The sequence below is a fragment of the Agarilytica rhodophyticola genome (assembly GCF_002157225.2).
GTDB classification, from domain to species: Bacteria; Pseudomonadota; Gammaproteobacteria; order Pseudomonadales; family Cellvibrionaceae; genus Agarilytica; species Agarilytica rhodophyticola.
This window is the reverse complement of sequence record NZ_CP020038.1, coordinates 318,558-337,638: the sequence shown is the minus strand read 5'-3', so window position 1 is coordinate 337,638 and position 19,081 is coordinate 318,558. Positions and strand designations below refer to the sequence as shown.

The following is a 19,081-nucleotide window of genomic DNA, read 5'->3' as shown; positions in this document are numbered from 1 at the left end:
AGAAATTTAAAATTATATTTTTTTGGCGCCAAGACATTTATATCTCTTGGACTTAAACAATAAATTTCGATAAATTTTTGTATTTTATTAAAAGTTTTTAATAACGATAAATTATGGTCTTTCAATAGCTATCACGTTAACAATATATTTCTGATTGTAAAGCCATTAATCGCTAGGCATCTATGTGAAATTTATAATCAGCTAAGCTTTTTTGACCCAGCCACCAGCTATTAAAAAGCTACATCACAAGACGATTTCAATCACGACAATATACTCCTGACACCACGCTGTCAGGAGCATATGTGTAGAGTGCACCTACCAGTAAGGTACTACTTTTCATTTAGGAGCAAATTATGAATCACTTGATGACTTGGTGTGAAATCCCAGTTACCGACATGCCTCGAGCAAAAGACTTTTATTCGCAGATATTTGGCGTCAATTTTGTGGATGAAACTATGGAGGGTTATCATATGGCAATGTTCGATACTAAACCAGAGGAAGTATCTGGCGCTCTAGTTAAAGGGGCTAACTACATCCCAAATAGGGAAGCTACTGTTGTTTACTTAAACGGCGGTGAAGACCTTTCAGTAGCTTTGCAAAAAGCCCAAAAATATGGGGTTGAGGTTATAATACCTAAAACGCCAATAAAAGATGGAGAAAACGGTTACTTCGCACAGATGAGCGACAGTGAAGGCAACCGTATCGGTTTATACAGCCAGTCTTAGGCTGGTAAGAATCAGGGTATGCAAGTATGCGACGAGCAGATAGGCTTTTTCAAATCACTCAAATTTTGCGAAATCGTCGCAGTGTAACGGCAAAGTTTCTTGCCGAGCGACTTGAAGTATCTGAACGCACAATCTATCGCGATGTTCAGGACTTAAGCTTATCGGGTGTACCCATTGAAGGCGAAGCAGGTGTTGGTTATATGCTTCGCCATTCAATTGATATTCCGCCAATTATGTTTTCCAAGGTGGAAATACAAGCTTTGGCCCTTGGCGCAAGAATGGTGGAGACTTGGGGAGGGAAAGAGCTAGCTCAGGCGGCACTGTGTGCCATCGATAAAATTGAGGGCGCTTTGCCTGAAAATATTCGCCACTATACCAACCATAATCATCTTTATGCTTTTCCCTATAATTTTGAAGAGCCTATATTCACCAATATTGACCCGATACGACAGGCAATAAATGATAAATGCTGCATTGAATTCGATTACATACGTCAAGACGAAAGCCATAGCCGCCGCAAAATCAATCCTATCGCCCTTTATTTTTGGGGAAGGGTTTGGACGCTCACAGGTTGGTGCCACTTAAGAAATGACTTTCGTAATTTTAGAATCGACCGTATTGATCAACTGCTTACACTCGACGAGCACTATGTCGACCAGCCCGGTAAAACTCTTGATGACTACCTAAAAAAAGTAAGGCAACAGGACAAGTACGCCGACATAGCGAAAGACTACGAAAACGGCAACCTCTAGCTTCGCGATTTATCACCCACCAAGCTAAAGCCTTCATCTAACCATCCACATATGCCGCCAATCATTTTTTTTACGGGTCGTTTTAGCTTGGCTAAACGAATCGCCGCCTTCTCGGTAGCATTACAGTGTGGCCCTGCACAATAAACGACAAATAGTATATCCGGATCAAACTCTTGTAATGCTTGCTCATTAATTCGCGAATGAGGCAAACTAATTGCGCTTTCAATATGACCTTCAAGGAATAAAGCCTCACCCCTTACATCAAGTAGAATAAAGTCTTTGCGGCCGTTGGTAATCGCATGATGCACATCCCAGCAATCGGTCTCGTAAGCAAGTAGAGCCTCGAAGTAAGCAAGCGCTTGCACACTTTCTGCCGCTTCAAATCTAGATACAGCTGATACCATATTTTTCTCCTATCCATAATGTTAGTGATAGGAAAATTATCATCGAAAATAATGAAAGTGGGGAGTGGCTTAAAAGACAATATTCATTAATAATAAGCCAAAACTCTGTGAGCTATTTTCATGAGACATATTGCTATTCTGACATATGACGGTTTCTCTACATTTGAGTTTGGCTGTGCGATAGAGTTATTTCTCCTAGCAAGACCCGATATACCAAAATGGTACACAGGGCAAGTTGTCACCTTTGCCTCCTCACCATTGAGAGCGACCGGAGGAATCTCAGTAGAAGCAATACATATTAGAGATTTACATACATTTGATATGTTAATTATTCCTAGCTGGCCGACAACAACAAATACATTACTTACAGACACACAAAAAAACAGTATCTATCAATTTGTAAGACAGGGTCATAGAGTCATTTCTTTTTGCTCCGGAGCCTTTTTGCTTGCTGAGTTAGGGTTATTAGATGGGCGTCGTGCAATAACACATTGGCAGTATGAAGAGATATTTAAACAGCGTTTTCCTAATGTACATTATGTAGACAACGTATTATATCTATACGATAACAACCTTGGTTGCTCGGCGGGAAGCGCTGCCGCTATTGATTTAGGTATGGAAGTGATTCGCCAAGATTTCGGCTACGAAGTAGCCAATAAAGTTGCGCGCAGAATGGTTATGCCTCCACATCGCACTGGGGGACAGTCACAGTTTGTTGGTACACCGGTCAACAAAAACCCTAGTAGCTTCGCAAAAACTCTCGACTGGGCGACACAGCAACTTTCCAATGACGTTACGGTGGAAGATATGGCTACTAAGGCGAATATGTCGCGTAGATCTTTCGACCGGCACTTCCGTAACGCTTTGGATATGAGCCCTTTGCAGTGGTTGGTTCAACAAAAACTTAAATGTGCTCAGCAGCTCTTAGAGTCTTCCCAAAAACCCATTGAAATCATCGCCCTTGAATCAGGATTTAAAAATGCACTGACTTTAAGGCATAATTTTAATAAGTGTCTTGGTATCACCCCCACTCAATACAGGCAACAATTTAGTTTTAATGCGTCTAAGCAAAAATGACAAAATGATAGAATCAAGAGGACTGTAGATATGAAAATAATTGGCACCCTTGACTCACCTTTCGTGAGACGAACACTCGTCAGCTTTGAAACACTAGGCATAGAATTCGAACATCAATGGCTCTCTGTTCTTACCAACGTCGATGAATTTAAAAAAGTTAACCCTGTGGTAAAAGCTCCGACATTGGTTTGTAGTGATGGCGAAATATTAATGGATTCTAATATGATCATCCAATATGGAGAACAAGTACTAGCTAAGCGTAGCCTAATGCCCGAAGCCAGCAAATACAGAACTGCACTACAAAGCATCGCCCTGGCCTTAACCGCAAACGAGAAGACAGTTCAAATTGTATATGAAACGAGGATTCGGCCAGAAGAAAAACGCCATGACCCCTGGCTAGATAGAGTCAAACAACAACTAGAGTGCGCTTACGACGGCTTACATAAAATTTATAGTGCTCGCGCTGAAGATCATATACCAACATTCACTCAAGATGATATTACTGTTGCAACAGCTTGGCGCTTTACTCAGTTTATCGCCAATGACGTAATTCTTGCCGAAAAATATCCTGCATTAGTGAAATTATCTGAATTTATGGAAGCTACAGAGATTTTCAAGAAATACTCGGGTCAATAAGTTGCTTATTTTATTTGCTTTAAAAAGGTTGTCGCTATGAGCACTAACACTCCTGTTTACGCACTACCAGGTACTATGTGTGATGAACGTTTATGGGACTCACTAGAGACTACCTTTGATGTAAAACATATCTCTATTCCCAGTAAAAATAACATCGACGATATTGTAGATGACATTGTAGCGCTAATCCCAAGTGAACCTATATATTTAATGGGCTTCTCATTGGGGGGGTATTTGGCTAGCGCTTTATGCAGTGCATATCCAGCACGAATTAAAAAACTATGTGTAATAGCAAACTCTCCAGCTTCCTTACCTGAGTTTGAAATAAAACAACGTCGACAGTTGCTTAATATTATAGAAAAGTATGGCTACTCGGGTATTCCTAAAAGTAAAATTGCATCAATGTTGCATACTAGCAATAAAGATAATCAACAATTGCATAAAATAATTAGCGATATGGATAATAGCTTTGGGGCAACTGCACTGATACAACAGCTAAAAGCTACCAGTGAACGACAAGATTTAGTCACAGTCTTAACTAATATCACAACACCAATATATTTTATTCACGGAGAAGAAGATAATCTCGTTAATACAAATATTTTAAGACAGTTGACACAGTCGAGACCTTCAATTAAACAATCTATAGCAAAAAACTCAGGACATATGCTACCCCTGGAAAATCCTAAATTTTTATCACAAGAACTTAATAAATGGTTTACATAAATACGGCGATTCAAAGTCTATAATATGGTAATAAAGATGAAAGCTTACCTTTTGATATTGATACTTTTCATTTCTTACAGTATTGCCTATGCCGATGAAAAATTTAAATGGCCAAAAGGTGAGACCTCGGCAATTAGCCTTTCTTACGATGACAGTTTAGATAGTCAATTAGACAACGCTTTACCTGCATTAAATAAGTATCAATTACGTGCATCTTTTTATGTAGTTTCTAGTGCTAGATCTATGCAGCAACGCTTAGAAGAATGGCGAGAAGTTCCTATACATGGTCACGAATTGGGTAACCATACTGTCTATCATTCCTGTCGCGGTTCCTTACCTAACAGAGGTTGGGTTGACTCAGATAATGACTTAGATAAACGCTCACCGGAAGAATTAAAAAAAGAAGTCATACTGGCTAATACATTTTTACAAGCGCTAGATGGCAAAGCGAAAAGGACATTTACAGTTCCTTGTGGAGATACACTAGCAGGAGGAAAAGATTATCTTACTGAAATCAAAGATTTATTTGTCGCTATAAAAGGGCAAGAAACAAGCAAAAAATTTGCTAATATCTGGATACCCTATAATGTCACTGGAAGAGAGTTAATTTCTCATATTAAAAGAAGTGCAAAAGAACATAAACTCATTAATATTATTTTTCATGGAGTAGGTGGTGATCACCTCCCTGTTTCAACAGCAGCTCACGAACAATTATTAAAGTACTTATCAGAAAACCGCGGTATTTATTGGGTAGATTCCTATATTAATATTATGGAGTATGTGAACAAACACCGGGAGAGTTAATAGTATTAACTCTCCACTGCTAATTATTGGCTTCCATTAATGCGATCATTTTTAATTTTAGCTCATTACTTAGTAGAAATTTTGCTTTTTCAATAACACGTAAATCAGTTAATACTCTTTCCGTAGAGGCGACTTTAAAATTCCATTCGTGCCCGCCTAAACTGGATTTGTCTTCGCCCACCAGATCGATAACCAAGTTTGCTTTTTGGTAGAACCAGCCTCGCTGTGGAGGTAGTTCCGTAGAATTTAAAGTAGCTCTAATAGTATATTCTCCCTCGGATAATACATCGAAACCTTGGTTCGCCAGTACATTAGACAAAGCTTGCTGCATTTTCTCCGCTTGCTCACCTGTTGCCACTACTTGTATTGAGATTTGCGAAAGTAATTGTGCATGATCCACTTTCATGCGCTCCAAATCCCATATAGGAGCAACACCACTTCCAGTACTGGAAATAACTTTAAGTTTTTTATTCAGGCGATAACGTCGCTGTTGTAAAGTGAGCGCATCACTTGATAAGCGAATTTTCCTAAATAAAGATGACGATTTTTTTAGCAAATTAATTTGTTCGCGAGTTGCGTTGTCGATTTGCTCTATTTCTGTACGCAACGACATTGCTGTCTTTAAACGAGGCAAAACAGCCAAGGCATAGATTCTGCGGCTAGTCCCATCTTTCCATACTTCGGCAATTTCAGCGCCCTCCAGTAATTGTCTGGTCTTGGCACTTATCTCTTGCTCGATGGATGTTGAGTTAAAATCATGCGTCTCTTGGTTAAAAGTGCTACGATCATAGGAAGATTTGTCAACCGACCTTGCATTTATTTCCACACTAAATATTTTGGCTATTTCTGCTCTCGCACGAGATTTAGCTTCTCTTATAGTATCGGCTTCACCCATCCCTATAAGAAACTTCTTTCTGGAATAATCTTCAGCTTCGCCAAACACCCACTTTGGAGGTTCGCTATTTGCTTTCGAACCTTGGCTAGAACAGCCAGAGCAAGCAATACAAATAATTACAAGGATAAAAAGGTGTTTAAACATAATTTTTTCCGTCGACAAAATTTTAGCCATCAGGTCTAAACCAGCTAAATGATAAAAATTTAGTTCTATTAGGTTCAATAACAACATCATCAATTGTATGACGATCAATTAGAACACCGCGCTCATTCAACACTTTTAATGATATAGAGTAAGTGCCTGGCAATAAATGTCTAGCAGAGAGCTGAATATTGTTAGGAAGAGTTCGCCAATTACGAATATCCGCTTCATCGAATATTGCTCCAACAATATTTACCAAGCCACCTAAAATTTCATGTTCTTCTTCCGCTTCCTTGGTTACAGCTCTGCGAGCAATATTTCTTGAAATTGCACGCATGGTTAGTTCAGGCAACTGTTTTTCTAAATCATTTATAGCAATGCTTTCAATATCGGCTAAAGTATCACTCAGCCATGTGCCTTGCTCGCTAATTGTTGCTTCAAAATATACATTTTGGACGTTACGCCTTTGATAGTAAGGAAGTGACAAGCGATACCATTGCCCGGAAGAAGGATCAATCACTGACTCACTTATTTGTTCCTTTACAGGTGCAAAATCTACATTGTAAAAGATAACAAGCTGGCTGTTGCTGTCGTTAAGATTCTGTTTAGGCAAATCAAACTCTTGCTGCCATCGCATAGCTTCATCATCTAAGCCAACAATATGGGCTAAATTCACCAAGCGATACCGTAAATCTCTAGGTATCGCTTCATCTGTTTGCTTATAATTTTGGTAGGCCTGTCGATAAGCAATTAAGGCGTTGTCATGTTCATTTAGCGATTCGAAAATAAGACCCGAAACATAACGTGCTGCTGCAGACGCCAAATAATGGCCTTTCTGATTAAGAGTTTTTAACGCTAAATCAACCTGCATTAACTCTACTCGAGCAGAATCTGGCTGGTTGATCGCCAAAAAATTCATAATCTGGTACATGTGGAGAAATAACTTCTCGTAAACTGTGGCCTTATACGATCTTAACTGCTCCGTTAGTGTATAGGCAGCGATACTCTCCGTAATACTTACAGGGTCTAAAATCCCAATATACTTCTTGGCCCGTTCAAAGGCACTAATACTTTCTTGGTAATTCCCCATATAGTGTAGGATCATGCCACGGTTTAACTCATATAAAGCTCTGTTATTGTAAAAGCGATTCAACTTCTCCAATGAGGCAAGCGCGGCTTCATTCTGCTGAGCTCTTAACTGCGACTCTACATCTACAAAAACATCCTGCTGTAAATGAGCGCAGGCAGAACAAAAAAAAGTAAGCCCTAAAAATTTTAACACTTTAAGAATACTTCCGACTAAACCTTCCTTAAATTGCATAATATCATTCGTGCTTACAGGTGAATCAGATAACTACCTAAGATGTATTAACCCCGAACCTCTTATAGATACCTCTATTAATAACGTACTTTGCGTTTTTGAACTAATTTTTTAATTTTCTTTTGACCAATCCACACAGTGCGATTATCGGCCATACTCACCAATTTTAGATCTGTTTGGTAGTACACTACTTGTTGTTTCGCAGCCGCATCAACAATAGTGTTAATACTACCTATCATCATGTAATCGGCACCGAGTTCTTGTCCCATCGCATTACGTGTTCGCTCAGATGCATTTAAATCCTGATCAGCTCGTTCATCACGGATTTGACTACGCTCTTGACTATTAGCAACAAATGTCACTTCTCCCGAATTAGTAATTTCTCGTTCAATATCATTAATAAAAGTCTTAACACTAATATGTTCGTGACTTAAATTTCTAACTGTCCCTACGATAACCGCCGGTATATTTCCGTGCCGAGAAATATGCTGCTCAACCCAGGGACGACTCAGCATATCATCTACCATTTCCTTCGATACTAGTCTCGAATCGGTGTCATTCCAACTACCACTGAGATCTCGTACCTCTTCCACATCAATTCTTTGAACAGTTGGAGTACTGCTGCAGCCTGCAAGCAACGCGGCCGAAAATATAGTAAAAATACTTAACTTATAAACTAGACGCATTACTTTATTTATTCCTCTCGGCCATGGTGTCAAAAATGCTATCAGCTTTCTGCTCAATATAGGATTTCAATTTGGCATCCATATCTTTTGCTGAAGCAGCAATCGTCTTAAATTTCTTCATATCTAATTCAGCCAGGCTGTAAACAATGCCTGTACGTTTATCTTTCCAACGTGCAATAATTTCCACGCCAATGAGATCTATTTCTGTAATATTCTTAATCGTGTTACTTGTCGCCTGTTCATTTATTGTATCGTCAGTATCAGATATGGCGGCGGAATAATCATTGGCAACAACATTCATATACGAACTAAAAATTTGCGCTACTTCAGCACGTGCGCGATTATCAGCAGTAGATCTTTGCAAAAATTCATCATTAATGGATGCAGCGGTGCCAACACCTCGAAAAAACCGTTTGCCTCCATCATTTAAGGCTTGTTTGCCTTCATTAACCCAATCTGGAGCACCTCGAATTCCAAGGTCACTTTTAACAACAGTTCGCGAACTACAGGCGGCAAGAACTATGCAAACCATGCATAAAAAACTTAAAGATAAGCATTTTAAGTAGTGCTGTGTCATGTACATCTATCCTTTGTATTAATTAATCAAGAATGAGGCGTTTAGGATACAACCTCTATGAATAGACTTTCTTACTATATCCCAGCATCGTACTGAAAGTGGATACAATGATAAAGAGTATAAATGATAGTAAAACTAGATGAATACTTCCTGAACGGGGAGATAATATTAACCTAATGCTACAGGAAGGAACAAACTGAATGAAACAAAAGCGTAAAGCTATTTACCTATTAACCTGGCAGCTTGATTTTAAGAAGCTTACACGTGTCTATCAACACGCAGCGGCGCATCCATGCACCGCTATTAACCCGACATACACAGCTGCCAGGTTAATAGATAATGCGGGTGTTACGTTCTAATACCCAACAACGAGGATTATGTTCATAACCAATAGCTTCATAATATGTATTCGCAGAAGGCGCTGCCAGTAAAATTAATTTACATTCTTCTCCTAATTGTTGCTGGGTAAGAGCCTGCAGTTGCTTACCAATACCTGCTTTTTGATGGCTCTTGCTAACTGCCAAATCCGACAAATAGCAAGCGTAATGAAAGTCCGTCACACTGCGAGCAATACCCACAAGCTGCTCTTTATCCCAAGCACTGACAATAAGATTACTGTTTTTAATCATTCCTTCCATACATTTCTGGTTTCCAACAGGACGACGATCACCTAGGGTGGAACTATTCAATAATGTAACAAACTGCTCGGTCTGTATGGGAGCATTAATTTTGTAATCAATTTCCATTGTGCTGTACCTTTCTGCCGTATCTTTCTAGTGTACTTATTGGTTATATCTATGCCAGCGCATGTTGATATGTCCTGTTCTGATGCTATCTCCATGCTGGAAGCTATTAGCACTCATTCACTGTGTACTTTTGTATCAATCTTGCCATAGACTGAAATTGCTCGCTTTCTTTAGCGGACAAGCCTTTAATAACACCTGTTTGATTTTGTTCTGGTTGGTTTTGGCTCAATTTCCATTGGCCACTTATAGATGTTATGGAAATTTCTATACCAACCACCGCCGGTAGCATTTTTTGAATGTAATCTAATGGGGCATCCGATACAGACCATGGCTGCTTTTCACTGCGCTCATGTTCTCGGCTAAGGCTGTCGATCATACTATGAATCCATTCCCTCTCCTTAACAAATGAAATAACTCCCTTCACATGCACGGCGATATAATTCCATGTTGGCACCGCTTTACCTGTCTCATGCTTAGTGGGGTAATGATTGGGTGAGATATAGCAATGAGGGCCATTAAACACCACTAACGCCTCAGCCTGATCAGGTACTTCTTGCCAAAGTGGATTGGCGCGAGCAATATGTCCATGAAGCGCATCTTTGCCGCCGCTAGTTTCAGAGAGAAGCATGGGAATATGATTCGCATTCAATCCATGTTCAGAATGAGTAATCAAAGTGGCAAATGGATATTCACGTATTACTCCCTTGAGTAGATCCATATCTTGTTGTCGAAATTTTTTGGGTATATGCACGATTTCTCCTTACCTTAAGGCTTGTTGACAGCATCAGGGGCAATAACTACCATGGCCCAACGTTGCATAGAGATTATGACAAAGCAAACTCACTGGTACTAGCAGATCTTTGTTACCGAGATTAGGCTATTTGCAGGCTCTTAAAAACTACCGATACAGATAGGGAAAAATAAATATAGTGGCAAATTCTACGAGTATTTGGGTCGATGCAGACGCTTGTCCAGCTGTGATACGTGATATGCTTTATCGTGCATCACAACGCACCAAGGTGCCCGTTACATTTGTTTCTAATCATGGAATTAAGCTTCCTAATTCTCCCTACGTAAAAACTTTACAAGTGGAAAAAGGATTTGATATTGCCGATAATGAAATAGTAAAACGCGTCAAGTCCGGAGACCTTGTTATTACAAGCGATATTCCCTTGGCAGCTGACGTTATAGATAAAGGCTGCATTGCTTTAAGCTCAAGAGGGGAGCTTTTCACAAAAGACAATATCAAAGGACGGCTAAACATGCGTGACTTTCTAGAAACCATGCGTTCTAGCGGCGTTCATACCGGTGGGCCGCCCCCACTTAGCCAAAGTGATCGACAAAATTTTGCCAATAAGCTTGATCGCTATCTTGCGAAAGTCTGCTAACGCATCCTACCCCCTCTTTTTTACCACTCAAAAATAATATCTATCACTAGCTTTATCTTTTAAAAAGCACATATAAATTCGCTCATTTCTAAAAAAAAATTAAATCGTTGCTATATTAATTATTGAATTGGCAACGAACTTACTAATTCCTGTAGGGCGAACAAAATGCATATAACAACCATATTAAAAAATATCAGCGCAACCTTAATTGGTTGTTTCCTAACTGTATCAGCAATGGCGGAGTTGGTAATTGTTGTCCACCCAAGCAATGACGCCACCATAGATATGAAGTCAACACAACGTATATTTCTAGGCAAAGCCAAGAAGTTTTCCAATAGCAAAGAGGCTATTCCTATTAATCAAGTAGAGGGAAGTCCGACGCGAGATACATTTGATACCACCGTACTAAACCGATCATCAAATCAGGTATCAGCTTACTGGTCGAAACTGGTGTTCACAGGCAAGGGAATTCCCCCGAAAGAGGTGGATAACGATGCTGCGGTAATTGCATTAATTGCCAACAATCAAAATGCTATCGGCTATGTGGATAGCAGTGCTGTCAATGACACTGTAAAAGCCATCCCGCTGCAATAAGAGGAGTAACAACAATGAAGAAGCTAATTTCTATAGCCTTACTAACCGCTGTAGCCTCCAGCGTGAACGCCCAAGTTCGCATTAATGGCTTTGCTAATTTGGTCGGCGGCATAACCAGCTCAGACGATACATTATATGATTACAATGACAGTATCGGTTTTACCCCAGACAGTCTTTTTGCAGTACAAGTCAGCGGTGATGTAGATGAAAGTATAAGCGCCACAGGCCAAATTGTTGCATACGGTGAAGATGATTATGACGCTAGATTTATATGGGCGTATATGACCTACGAAGCCACTGATAATCTGCAGGTTAGCGCGGGTCGTTTTCGGGTGCCACTGTTTACTTATTCTGCAACACTCGATGTTGGCTATTCCTACCACTGGATTACTCCCCCCGAATCGGTCTATGACGTAGCCTTCAATAATATGGATGGCTTTAGAATAAGCTATAACACCTATGCTGGTGACTGGGAATACGAGGCCCAGCTTACTGCTGGCGACCTTGACTTACCCTCTGACTTCGGTGGTCTTACAACCAACTTTGAATTGGAAAATCTAACCACCGTTTCTTTTAAAGCCCAGCGAGATTGGCTAACATTAAGAGCCGTTTACGGCCGAGCAAAGACAACATTTTTATTCGGCGCATTCGAACCTTTACTAGGGGCACTTGCCAGTACAGGTAATGCAGCTTTAGCCGAGGATATTCGCGTGAGCAAGGACTCAGGGACTTTTATCGGTGGAGGCATTGATATAGATTTATCCAGCTGGTTTCTCAGCGGCGAATATACCTATATCACCACCGATGACTCAGTTTTTCCTGAAACCACTGCATTTTATCTCACCAGTGGCATTAGATTGGGTAAATTCACTCCCCACATCACCTTCGAAGACTTTGAAGACGAGCCGGAAATGCTTAGTGCAGTGAACGACATACCTTTGGGAACCCTTGTGCCTCTAGGACCAGGCGGAACCAATGTGGAGCTGAGAGCAGCGACGCTGGCTACCCTTGGTAGTTTTGCTGATGAGCGCACAGCACTATCTATCGGTGTACGTTACGACTGGAGAAACAACATTGCTCTTAAACTGCAATACACCAAACAAGACGACGATCTCAACGATGCTAACGACGCCAATTTAGTCCGCTTTGCTATCAATTACATATTTTAGTGAACTGAAAAAAACCTTGTAAAGCCGAGCTACAATAATGCTCGGCTTTATTGTTGTAGATATCTAGTAATTACTTATAACAGACTAAAAATCTTTATCATCAGCACTATTCATAGGCTTACTAGGAGCTATCAACAGCACCTAAGACCACAAGTATCAATTCAGTGAACAAAACTATATTATTCCTATCAGCTTAAGCATTGAAAACTCAAGAACTGATCACGTTTTAAACAAGCAGGAAAAGTAAGATGAAAAAATGGATACTCATTGTCGCTATTCTAAGCGCTGCAGGTGTCGTCGGATGGCAAGTTGGTAAAAACACTCAGGCAAGCTCAGGCTCTGAATTACTTCACTACATACCCGCAGATACGATTTACTATTTTGGAGGCGAAAGTAATAAAGAACTGGCAAACTTTTTGAGCAAATTCCCACTTATGGGAGGATATACACCATCTCAAAGCCAGCAAATGGAAGAAGCCTTTGAATTATTTGCAGGTCAGGACGCTGCTAGTATTAAATTTTTTACCCATTTAATTAAGCAGTATGTCGATACTACTGACGGTACTTTTGGTGCATTTGCAGACTTCACAGGCTTAGCGAGAACAGGGCCTTTTGTGCTATACAGCCACGGTATGGCACCAGTTTTTCGAATGAAACTCGCAAACTCTGACACTCTTAACCAAATGCTCGAGCAAGCTTCTACTGAAAGTGGGTGGCAATATGAAGAAGTTATCATAGACCAGCATAAGGTACGTGTATGGCCTTTAAATGAGGCCGACAAAAAGGCTACGTTACAACAGCTAGCTATCACCATAGTCGATAATGTGGTAACGGCAACGCTATTGGCGGCTTCGGACGATGAAGCAACTAAGAAAGAGCGTTTGGCTATGACAAAGCCTGAACAATCTATAGCACAAAGCGGCGAGATCGAAGCCATTAAAAAGCGATATAAGTATACAGATGACTTCATCTTGTTTTTCAATCTACAGCGTATTGCACGCGGTATATTATGGCCAGAAAAAAATAGCTTCGGGCAACAAATACAACAGTATTTTTCAAGTGATATTACTGAAGTGTTAAAAGAGAACACCACAGAAGTATGCCGCCAAGAGTACGACCAATTTATCTCAGCAATTCCTCGTATCACTGCAGGCTATCGCTCAACACAAGTTAACGGCGAATCCTTAGATCTTTCCTACCATGGCATACTGGAAATCGACCACGAATTTACAACAACACATTTACAAAAAATGCGTGGACATATACCACAACATACTCTTAAGTCAGACGACAAACTGTTTGGCTTAGGTATCGGCTTTGATGTCAGCAACGCACCTCCAGCATTAACCGCTCTATGGAACGCCTTTATTACAACTGAATTTAAGTGCAACACACTTGTGTATGCACAAAATCAAGTAAAACAAGGAAACCCTGCACTACTAGCTATGGCGACGGGTCTAGTACAAGGTATTCAAGGGGTTGGGGCATCGCTCTATAGCGTTAAGTGGGAAGAGGGTTCAGATTATCCAAGCGATGCGTCTGCACTTCTTAGTATTGCCGCAAAAGACCCTCAAACCATCGTTGCTTTAACAAGTATGGTGCCTTTCCTCAGTTCAGTCTCCATCCCAACAGATGGCACAGCAACCGATATCGTTCTACCAATGATGCCACCCACTATCGAAATTAAGGCCGCAATAAAGGGGCAGCATATTGTTGTATACGCCGGACAACAAGCTCAAAAGGTCGCAGAAAGCTTGGCAAACGAAACTCTAGAGCCAAATGGGATTTATGGTTTAAGCGCCAACTACCGCAAATTTGCTGAAGTGCTCGATAACCCTATCAGTAGTTTTGGTCAGGCTGGCTGTATAGCTCAACAAGAATTTATCCAGTTAATGGATAGCAGCCCAATGGACTTTAATTTTATTATGGATGCCGAAAAAAATGGCCTTTCCATGTTTGGTGATATGACGATGAGTCGACCTAAACTGCACGACTTAAATCTTGTTGGGGAGTATTCTTTACAACGTCTAAACGAAAGCTGCAAATGGGAAAAAGCAGGTAATGAAAGTGTCCAACAAGATGGTAGTGGCGGCTACGTAGAAAAAGACGATGCCGGCAAATGTGAGCTATATAAAACTGGGTATAAATGGAGAAAAACCCATAATCAAATCATCATGGATACTCATATGGAAAAAACACGCGAGAGCTGTGATGACGAATGGGAAGACGCACAAAGCCAAGTCTATACATGCTATCTACTTAATGTTAGCGACAAACAGTTTGACTGTATCTATGATGCTGGAACCGAGGATGCGACACTTTACCGTTATACTCGTAAATAAACCGTCTTACTCGTAAAGAAATGATAGGTGATTAGGCAGGTCTAGAACCGATCTAATCACCTCCTATAAAAGTTCTAACGAATTTCCCACCATAGCTTATCCAACCAAGATATAATGTTTCTAGCCATTTGATATTTCGCTTTATATATATTTTTCCGGCTATGTTTTATAACAAAATAATCATCTAGCGCAGCAATACCTAGCCCGGCATATTCCCAGTCAATTATTTTTATGCCATTGTTAGTTTCAATGATATTTTCTGCAACAAGATCATGATGGGTAAGAACTCTATTTTTATGTAACCTTTCATACAGTTTCAACTGTTTATTAAATAAGTCCCAGTCTCTTTGGTAAGGAGCCGTATTGCCACCTTGCAATTTAAACTTGTGCCAATAGCTATTTAAATAACTGTGGTAAGAGAAAGATGCAATATCTATAGCTACAGAGCGGTATTTAGCAATAACATCCATAAGTCTTTGATGTTGTTCAGCCTGGAGAAAGTCTTTATCTGTCCAGACTCGGCCATCGATAAATTCAAATACAGCAAAGTTCATCGCCTTTGACCAATACACGATTTTCGGTGCAATATTCAATGAACGTATTGATTGCAGAATATGATATTCGTGTCGGCGATTAATACCTAATGTTTTTGAGTCTGGATGATTCAGTCTTAAAATTACCGCCGATGCCCTATCACCCACAAGGTAAGAGCGGTTGGTGTAACCACTACTAATTTTTTCGAGTACTGTTGGCTTTTTAGAAAAAGGAGACTGCCAATTGCGCCACGTATCTAACGCTTGTTCTAGGCGCATCTGATAAGAACTCATGATGAGATAGGCTCAGCAACTATTTTATTCTCTTCATTATAAATTTTTTTCCAAACAAAATAGCCATAAATCACCATACCAACATAAATGATGAATAAACCTGCCGTCGGATATAAACCGCGTTCAATGTAGACAAATACCGCAACAGAATCGATTACAATCCAATACAACCAATTTTCGAGAATTTTTTTTGCCACCATATATGTAGTTAATACACTTCCCCAGGTGGTAAACGAATCTAAAAATGGCCAGGCTGCGGCAGTATTCTTACTTAGAAAAAAACCTGATACGCCACTAATAACAAGCACAGAACTAATTGCTAATACATGCATTGACCAGGGCCAATTAGAAATTTTTAAGGTGTTTTTTATTTGTTCATCGGCTATTGATGTAACACTAGCTGCCTCAACTCCATTGTTGATACTATTATTTTCTTGATTTTTTGAGCGCCACATCCACCAGCCGTAGATGGCCATAAGCATATAATAGACCTGCAATAATGAATCCATTACTAAACTTACATCCCAAAATAAAAATATATAAATAATTGTACTTATCAATGCCGCAGGCCAACACCAATTATTTTCTTTCATAGCCAAAGCTAAGTAGGCAATGGCTAGAAAAACTGCTAACAACTCCCAAGCTGACTTGGCTAGGTAGAAAGCAAAGAAATTATCAATAAAAGAAAAAAAGTCCATCATCACTACTTTAAAGCTTCATAGCCGGGCAAAAATTTTGCGACAAAGACGCTACGACCAAACTGCTGATGGCTCCATGCCATAGTCTCTTTCAAAACATCCATAACATGCTCATATTCGCCCATCAAAATAGTAGCCGTTGGAAAGGTCTGTATCTTAATATCATCGAAGCTATTAAGGTGTTCAATAGTTTTCTTTATTGGCGTTAAATAAGATTCGTTAAATGGATAAAGAGTTAGTTCAACACTTAGTATCATTACACTATTCCTCAATGGAAAACCTGTTTAAAAATCCAACATACGCCATAGCTTATTCAAAGTTAAGTGTGGCGCTAATACCAATAACGCGAGGAGCACCAAGTTGATAATAGGGTTCTGTTTGATAAAAGTTTTGCGGATTATTACCAAAACTACCAAAACCTCGAATAATGGTATCTTCATCAGTTAAATTGCGCCCCCAAAGTGCCAATTGCCAAGAATCTCGCTGATAAGTTAGCCGAGTATTCCACAGAACATAAGATTCTGTTTGCTCTTCATGCCTTGCTGACAAGAAAAAGCTATCTTTAGCTTCTGCATCAATACGCCATGACAAATAGGGCAACACATCAAATTCCACTCCCACAGCAGCTTGATAACTAGGTGCGTGGGGCTGCTCTCGTCCTTCTAAATCCACTGGAGTCCCTGTATCAGCGTTGGCATTGGCGTGACTAAAATTTAAAAAATCACGAAACTCAGTTTCCAATAAACCAAGGTTGACCCAACTACGAGTACGCTCATTAATATAGTAGTTTACTTCTAATTCCAAACCATAGTTAACACCTGCAGCTGCATTACCAATAAAATCAGTAAAAGAGCAAGGACAATCACCGTTAACTTCACCAGAATCTCGGCTGGTGACTAAAGATTGCCGTACTTGGATATCGTCTCTATCTTGATAAAACAAACTTATTTGAGAATCGAGCTTACCACTTAGCCAAGTAGCTTTATGGCCAAGTTCGAAATTCCACATAAACTCGGTATCAAAAATAATAGGGATTAAATCGTTTCCGCTAGCATCTAGGGGACCTGGAATATTATTACCACCAGCTTTATAGCCACGAGAAACAAGACCGTAAAATAAATGATCTTCTATACCGCGATATTCAAGTGCAAGTTTACCGCCAGCAAAATCTTCATTATTTTCGATAACATTATTATTGCTATCAGAATAATCGGCTTTACGTGTCTCGGCACGAAGTCCAACAATCAACGATAGAGTATCGCCTAAGGGCACACCCAATTGTCCATAGGCCGCTATATTTTTGGTTTCGAAATTACTTCCAAATAGCGTAATTTCGGGATTAACAATAGGGCCGTAAAAGCTATCACCATTAGGATCGTTATTGGTGTAGGTCCTCAGCAAATCCACATCTTGCGCACGATAATAAATACCGGATACCCAAGATAGCTCACCTTCATCAGAGTTTGATACTAAACGTGAATCGAGAGAAATATTTTTATTATCCCGCTGATAATTGTCAAAGGTAGAATACTGAAAGAAAGCACAGGAGGAATCTATTGCGCAAACGGTTCGAAAACTCCAGTCCTCGTCAAAACCGTATTCTAAGTCGGAATCCGCAGCACTTAGGTTGGTTTCCCACTTAAAACTGTCAAAGCCTGCATAATCAAGCCCCAAAGCCAATGCCCGAGTATTAACACGGTCGTGGCCGGGTTGATCTGTGATCGTTTGACGATTACTTTCATAACTAAAAGCATCATAACCGTTGTCGGCATCAACAATATAACTTGTGAACTTAATCAACGTATCATCATTAGCCTGCCAATGTAGCTTAGTGCGGATTGTTGTCTCGTCAATATTCTCAGTATTGTCACGATTTAAATGAACATTAGAGGTATAACCATCACTTTGATTTTTTGATAGCGCGATACGCATGGAAATATCATCGCTGACAGGGCCACTAATCACTTGCTCATATTGGCGAGTATTAAACTCTCCGAGTGCTAAACGAAGGCTGCCTCCAGACTCAGAAGGATCTTGCGAGACTATGTTAATTAATCCAGCTAAAGCGTTAGCACCGTACAAAGTGCCTTGAGGACCACGCAACACTTCAACTTGTTTTATATCTAGAGTTGTAGCGGCGCCACCAACCCCGGTAAAATCAATACCGTCAATGATCAATCCTACCGAAGGGTTAATAGGGTCGACAAACTGACTACGTTCCCCGATACCTCGAATTTGAAAGAAACGACCACGGGAAGCACCAGAGGAAAAATTAACATTAGGGATAATATTTAATACATCTTCCAAATGACTCGCTTCACGAGCACGCAATTGAGCCTGTCCAATAATACTGACGCTTGTAGCAGTATCTAACACAGTCTTTTCATGAAACTCGGCATTCACCACCACTTCTTCTAGGGGTTTTTCCTGATAAGCTGCCAAGGCAGATCCGGCGGTAAATAAAGTAATTGCAGGTAATGTTCGATAAAATTTCAAGGATGGCCCTCGGTTTGTCAACAAAAAGACCCGGAGAGCAGCAGTTTGATAAGCTAAAGAAGCACCGCGTTAACGGC

At 40.1% G+C, this 19,081-nt stretch carries 21 protein-coding genes; 10 read left to right on the top strand and 11 right to left on the bottom strand.

Features of this window, described 5'->3' with window-relative positions; all coding sequences use genetic code 11:
- Positions 1–353: 353 nt before the first annotated feature.
- Positions 354–725, top strand: coding sequence for a VOC family protein (locus tag BVC89_RS01450; RefSeq protein ID WP_216825070.1), 372 nt, complete (start codon positions 354–356; stop codon positions 723–725).
- Positions 726–751: 26 nt separating this feature from the next.
- On the top strand, positions 752–1,477 hold the full coding sequence (locus tag BVC89_RS01445; RefSeq protein WP_086929523.1) for a helix-turn-helix transcriptional regulator: 726 nt from the start codon (positions 752–754) through the stop codon (positions 1,475–1,477).
- Here the strand turns inward: BVC89_RS01445 and BVC89_RS01440 are convergent.
- Positions 1,474–1,881 carry a rhodanese-like domain-containing protein gene (locus BVC89_RS01440; RefSeq protein ID WP_086929522.1) on the bottom strand — a complete coding sequence of 136 codons (408 nt, stop codon included), beginning with the start codon at positions 1,879–1,881 and terminating at the stop codon, positions 1,474–1,476. The genes BVC89_RS01445 and BVC89_RS01440 overlap by 4 nt on opposite strands.
- 120 nt (positions 1,882–2,001) lie before the next feature.
- Here BVC89_RS01440 and BVC89_RS01435 point away from each other — a divergent pair, with 120 nt between their 5' ends.
- From BVC89_RS01435 to BVC89_RS01420, 4 genes are read left to right on the top strand one after another with little or no spacing between them, the layout of a single operon-like run.
- Positions 2,002–2,958: a GlxA family transcriptional regulator gene (locus tag BVC89_RS01435; protein ID WP_086929521.1), complete on the top strand. Its 957-nt coding sequence runs from the start codon at positions 2,002–2,004 to the stop codon at positions 2,956–2,958.
- Between the two features lie 30 nt (positions 2,959–2,988).
- Positions 2,989–3,594 carry a glutathione S-transferase gene (locus tag BVC89_RS01430; RefSeq protein ID WP_086929520.1) on the top strand — a complete coding sequence of 202 codons (606 nt, stop codon included), beginning with the start codon at positions 2,989–2,991 and terminating at the stop codon, positions 3,592–3,594.
- Positions 3,595–3,630: 36 nt separating this feature from the next.
- The gene (locus BVC89_RS01425; protein WP_086929519.1) at positions 3,631–4,320 is read left to right on the top strand and encodes an alpha/beta fold hydrolase; all 690 of its coding nucleotides are present in this window, start codon (positions 3,631–3,633) and stop codon (positions 4,318–4,320) included.
- A gap of 36 nt (positions 4,321–4,356) precedes the next feature.
- Positions 4,357–5,124, top strand: a complete 768-nt coding sequence (locus BVC89_RS01420) for a polysaccharide deacetylase family protein (RefSeq protein ID WP_245929278.1) — start codon at positions 4,357–4,359, stop codon at positions 5,122–5,124.
- A gap of 19 nt (positions 5,125–5,143) precedes the next feature.
- Here the strand turns inward: BVC89_RS01420 and BVC89_RS01415 are convergent, their stop codons facing one another.
- The 6 genes from BVC89_RS01415 to BVC89_RS01390 form a co-directional block, all read right to left on the bottom strand.
- Entirely contained in the window at positions 5,144–6,163 is a 1,020-nt protein-coding gene (locus BVC89_RS01415) for an LPP20 family lipoprotein (RefSeq protein WP_158657737.1), read from the bottom strand.
- 22 nt (positions 6,164–6,185) lie between these two features.
- Positions 6,186–7,481, bottom strand: a complete 1,296-nt coding sequence (locus BVC89_RS01410) for a COG3014 family protein (protein ID WP_086929516.1) — start codon at positions 7,479–7,481, stop codon at positions 6,186–6,188.
- 77 nt (positions 7,482–7,558) lie between these two features.
- The gene (locus tag BVC89_RS01405; RefSeq protein WP_173780721.1) at positions 7,559–8,167 is read right to left on the bottom strand and encodes a penicillin-binding protein activator LpoB; all 609 of its coding nucleotides are present in this window, start codon (positions 8,165–8,167) and stop codon (positions 7,559–7,561) included.
- A 4-nt stretch (positions 8,168–8,171) separates the two neighbouring features.
- A complete protein-coding gene (locus BVC89_RS01400; RefSeq protein WP_158657736.1) occupies positions 8,172–8,744 on the bottom strand; it encodes an LPP20 family lipoprotein in 573 nt (190 codons plus the stop codon).
- A 329-nt stretch (positions 8,745–9,073) separates the two neighbouring features.
- The gene (locus BVC89_RS01395; RefSeq protein WP_086929514.1) at positions 9,074–9,490 is read right to left on the bottom strand and encodes a GNAT family N-acetyltransferase; all 417 of its coding nucleotides are present in this window, start codon (positions 9,488–9,490) and stop codon (positions 9,074–9,076) included.
- A gap of 106 nt (positions 9,491–9,596) precedes the next feature.
- Positions 9,597–10,241, bottom strand: coding sequence for an FMN-binding negative transcriptional regulator (locus tag BVC89_RS01390; protein WP_086929513.1), 645 nt, complete (start codon positions 10,239–10,241; stop codon positions 9,597–9,599).
- A gap of 178 nt (positions 10,242–10,419) precedes the next feature.
- On the opposite strand from BVC89_RS01390, the gene BVC89_RS01385 reads away from it, so the two are divergent.
- From BVC89_RS01385 to BVC89_RS01370, 4 genes are all read left to right on the top strand, one after another.
- A complete protein-coding gene (locus BVC89_RS01385; RefSeq protein ID WP_281260979.1) occupies positions 10,420–10,878 on the top strand; it encodes a YaiI/YqxD family protein in 459 nt (152 codons plus the stop codon).
- A gap of 165 nt (positions 10,879–11,043) precedes the next feature.
- Positions 11,044–11,472: a type 2 periplasmic-binding domain-containing protein gene (locus BVC89_RS01380; RefSeq protein ID WP_173780720.1), complete on the top strand. Its 429-nt coding sequence runs from the start codon at positions 11,044–11,046 to the stop codon at positions 11,470–11,472.
- Between the two features lie 14 nt (positions 11,473–11,486).
- On the top strand, positions 11,487–12,641 hold the full coding sequence (locus BVC89_RS01375; RefSeq protein ID WP_086929512.1) for a porin: 1,155 nt from the start codon (positions 11,487–11,489) through the stop codon (positions 12,639–12,641).
- A 248-nt stretch (positions 12,642–12,889) separates the two neighbouring features.
- Positions 12,890–14,983: a hypothetical protein gene (locus tag BVC89_RS01370; protein WP_086929511.1), complete on the top strand. Its 2,094-nt coding sequence runs from the start codon at positions 12,890–12,892 to the stop codon at positions 14,981–14,983.
- A gap of 74 nt (positions 14,984–15,057) precedes the next feature.
- On the opposite strand, the gene BVC89_RS01365 is transcribed toward BVC89_RS01370, so the two are convergent.
- The 4 genes from BVC89_RS01365 to BVC89_RS01350 are packed head-to-tail and all read right to left on the bottom strand — an operon-like array spanning position 15,058 to position 19,004.
- Positions 15,058–15,810 carry a choline/ethanolamine kinase family protein gene (locus tag BVC89_RS01365; RefSeq protein ID WP_086929510.1) on the bottom strand — a complete coding sequence of 251 codons (753 nt, stop codon included), beginning with the start codon at positions 15,808–15,810 and terminating at the stop codon, positions 15,058–15,060.
- On the bottom strand, positions 15,807–16,511 hold the full coding sequence (gene pnuC, locus BVC89_RS01360) for a nicotinamide riboside transporter PnuC (RefSeq protein WP_245929403.1): 705 nt from the start codon (positions 16,509–16,511) through the stop codon (positions 15,807–15,809). The genes BVC89_RS01365 and pnuC overlap by 4 nt, the downstream gene beginning before the upstream one ends.
- Before the next feature lie 2 nt (positions 16,512–16,513).
- The gene (locus BVC89_RS01355; RefSeq protein WP_086929509.1) at positions 16,514–16,765 is read right to left on the bottom strand and encodes a YkoF family thiamine/hydroxymethylpyrimidine-binding protein; all 252 of its coding nucleotides are present in this window, start codon (positions 16,763–16,765) and stop codon (positions 16,514–16,516) included.
- Between the two features lie 52 nt (positions 16,766–16,817).
- Entirely contained in the window at positions 16,818–19,004 is a 2,187-nt protein-coding gene (locus BVC89_RS01350) for a TonB-dependent receptor (protein WP_245929276.1), read from the bottom strand.
- Positions 19,005–19,081 lie beyond the last annotated feature (77 nt).

What these genes read in the sequence shown, in the direction of transcription:
- BVC89_RS01450 (WP_216825070.1), top strand. Translation starts at nt 354, where the DNA reads ATGAATCACTTGATGACTTGGTGTGAAATCCCAGTTACCGACATGCCT.
- BVC89_RS01445 (WP_086929523.1), top strand. Translation starts at nt 752, where the DNA reads ATGCGACGAGCAGATAGGCTTTTTCAAATCACTCAAATTTTGCGAAAT.
- BVC89_RS01440 (WP_086929522.1), bottom strand. Translation starts at nt 1,881, where the DNA reads ATGGTATCAGCTGTATCTAGATTTGAAGCGGCAGAAAGTGTGCAAGCG.
- BVC89_RS01435 (WP_086929521.1), top strand. Translation starts at nt 2,002, where the DNA reads ATGAGACATATTGCTATTCTGACATATGACGGTTTCTCTACATTTGAG.
- BVC89_RS01430 (WP_086929520.1), top strand. Translation starts at nt 2,989, where the DNA reads ATGAAAATAATTGGCACCCTTGACTCACCTTTCGTGAGACGAACACTC.
- BVC89_RS01425 (WP_086929519.1), top strand. Translation starts at nt 3,631, where the DNA reads ATGAGCACTAACACTCCTGTTTACGCACTACCAGGTACTATGTGTGAT.
- BVC89_RS01420 (WP_245929278.1), top strand. Translation starts at nt 4,357, where the DNA reads ATGAAAGCTTACCTTTTGATATTGATACTTTTCATTTCTTACAGTATT.
- BVC89_RS01415 (WP_158657737.1), bottom strand. Translation starts at nt 6,163, where the DNA reads ATGTTTAAACACCTTTTTATCCTTGTAATTATTTGTATTGCTTGCTCT.
- BVC89_RS01410 (WP_086929516.1), bottom strand. Translation starts at nt 7,481, where the DNA reads ATGCAATTTAAGGAAGGTTTAGTCGGAAGTATTCTTAAAGTGTTAAAA.
- BVC89_RS01405 (WP_173780721.1), bottom strand. Translation starts at nt 8,167, where the DNA reads ATGCGTCTAGTTTATAAGTTAAGTATTTTTACTATATTTTCGGCCGCG.
- BVC89_RS01400 (WP_158657736.1), bottom strand. Translation starts at nt 8,744, where the DNA reads ATGACACAGCACTACTTAAAATGCTTATCTTTAAGTTTTTTATGCATG.
- BVC89_RS01395 (WP_086929514.1), bottom strand. Translation starts at nt 9,490, where the DNA reads ATGGAAATTGATTACAAAATTAATGCTCCCATACAGACCGAGCAGTTT.
- BVC89_RS01380 (WP_173780720.1), top strand. Translation starts at nt 11,044, where the DNA reads ATGCATATAACAACCATATTAAAAAATATCAGCGCAACCTTAATTGGT.
- BVC89_RS01375 (WP_086929512.1), top strand. Translation starts at nt 11,487, where the DNA reads ATGAAGAAGCTAATTTCTATAGCCTTACTAACCGCTGTAGCCTCCAGC.
- BVC89_RS01370 (WP_086929511.1), top strand. Translation starts at nt 12,890, where the DNA reads ATGAAAAAATGGATACTCATTGTCGCTATTCTAAGCGCTGCAGGTGTC.
- BVC89_RS01365 (WP_086929510.1), bottom strand. Translation starts at nt 15,810, where the DNA reads ATGAGTTCTTATCAGATGCGCCTAGAACAAGCGTTAGATACGTGGCGC.
- pnuC (WP_245929403.1), bottom strand. Translation starts at nt 16,511, where the DNA reads ATGATGGACTTTTTTTCTTTTATTGATAATTTCTTTGCTTTCTACCTA.
- BVC89_RS01355 (WP_086929509.1), bottom strand. Translation starts at nt 16,765, where the DNA reads ATGATACTAAGTGTTGAACTAACTCTTTATCCATTTAACGAATCTTAT.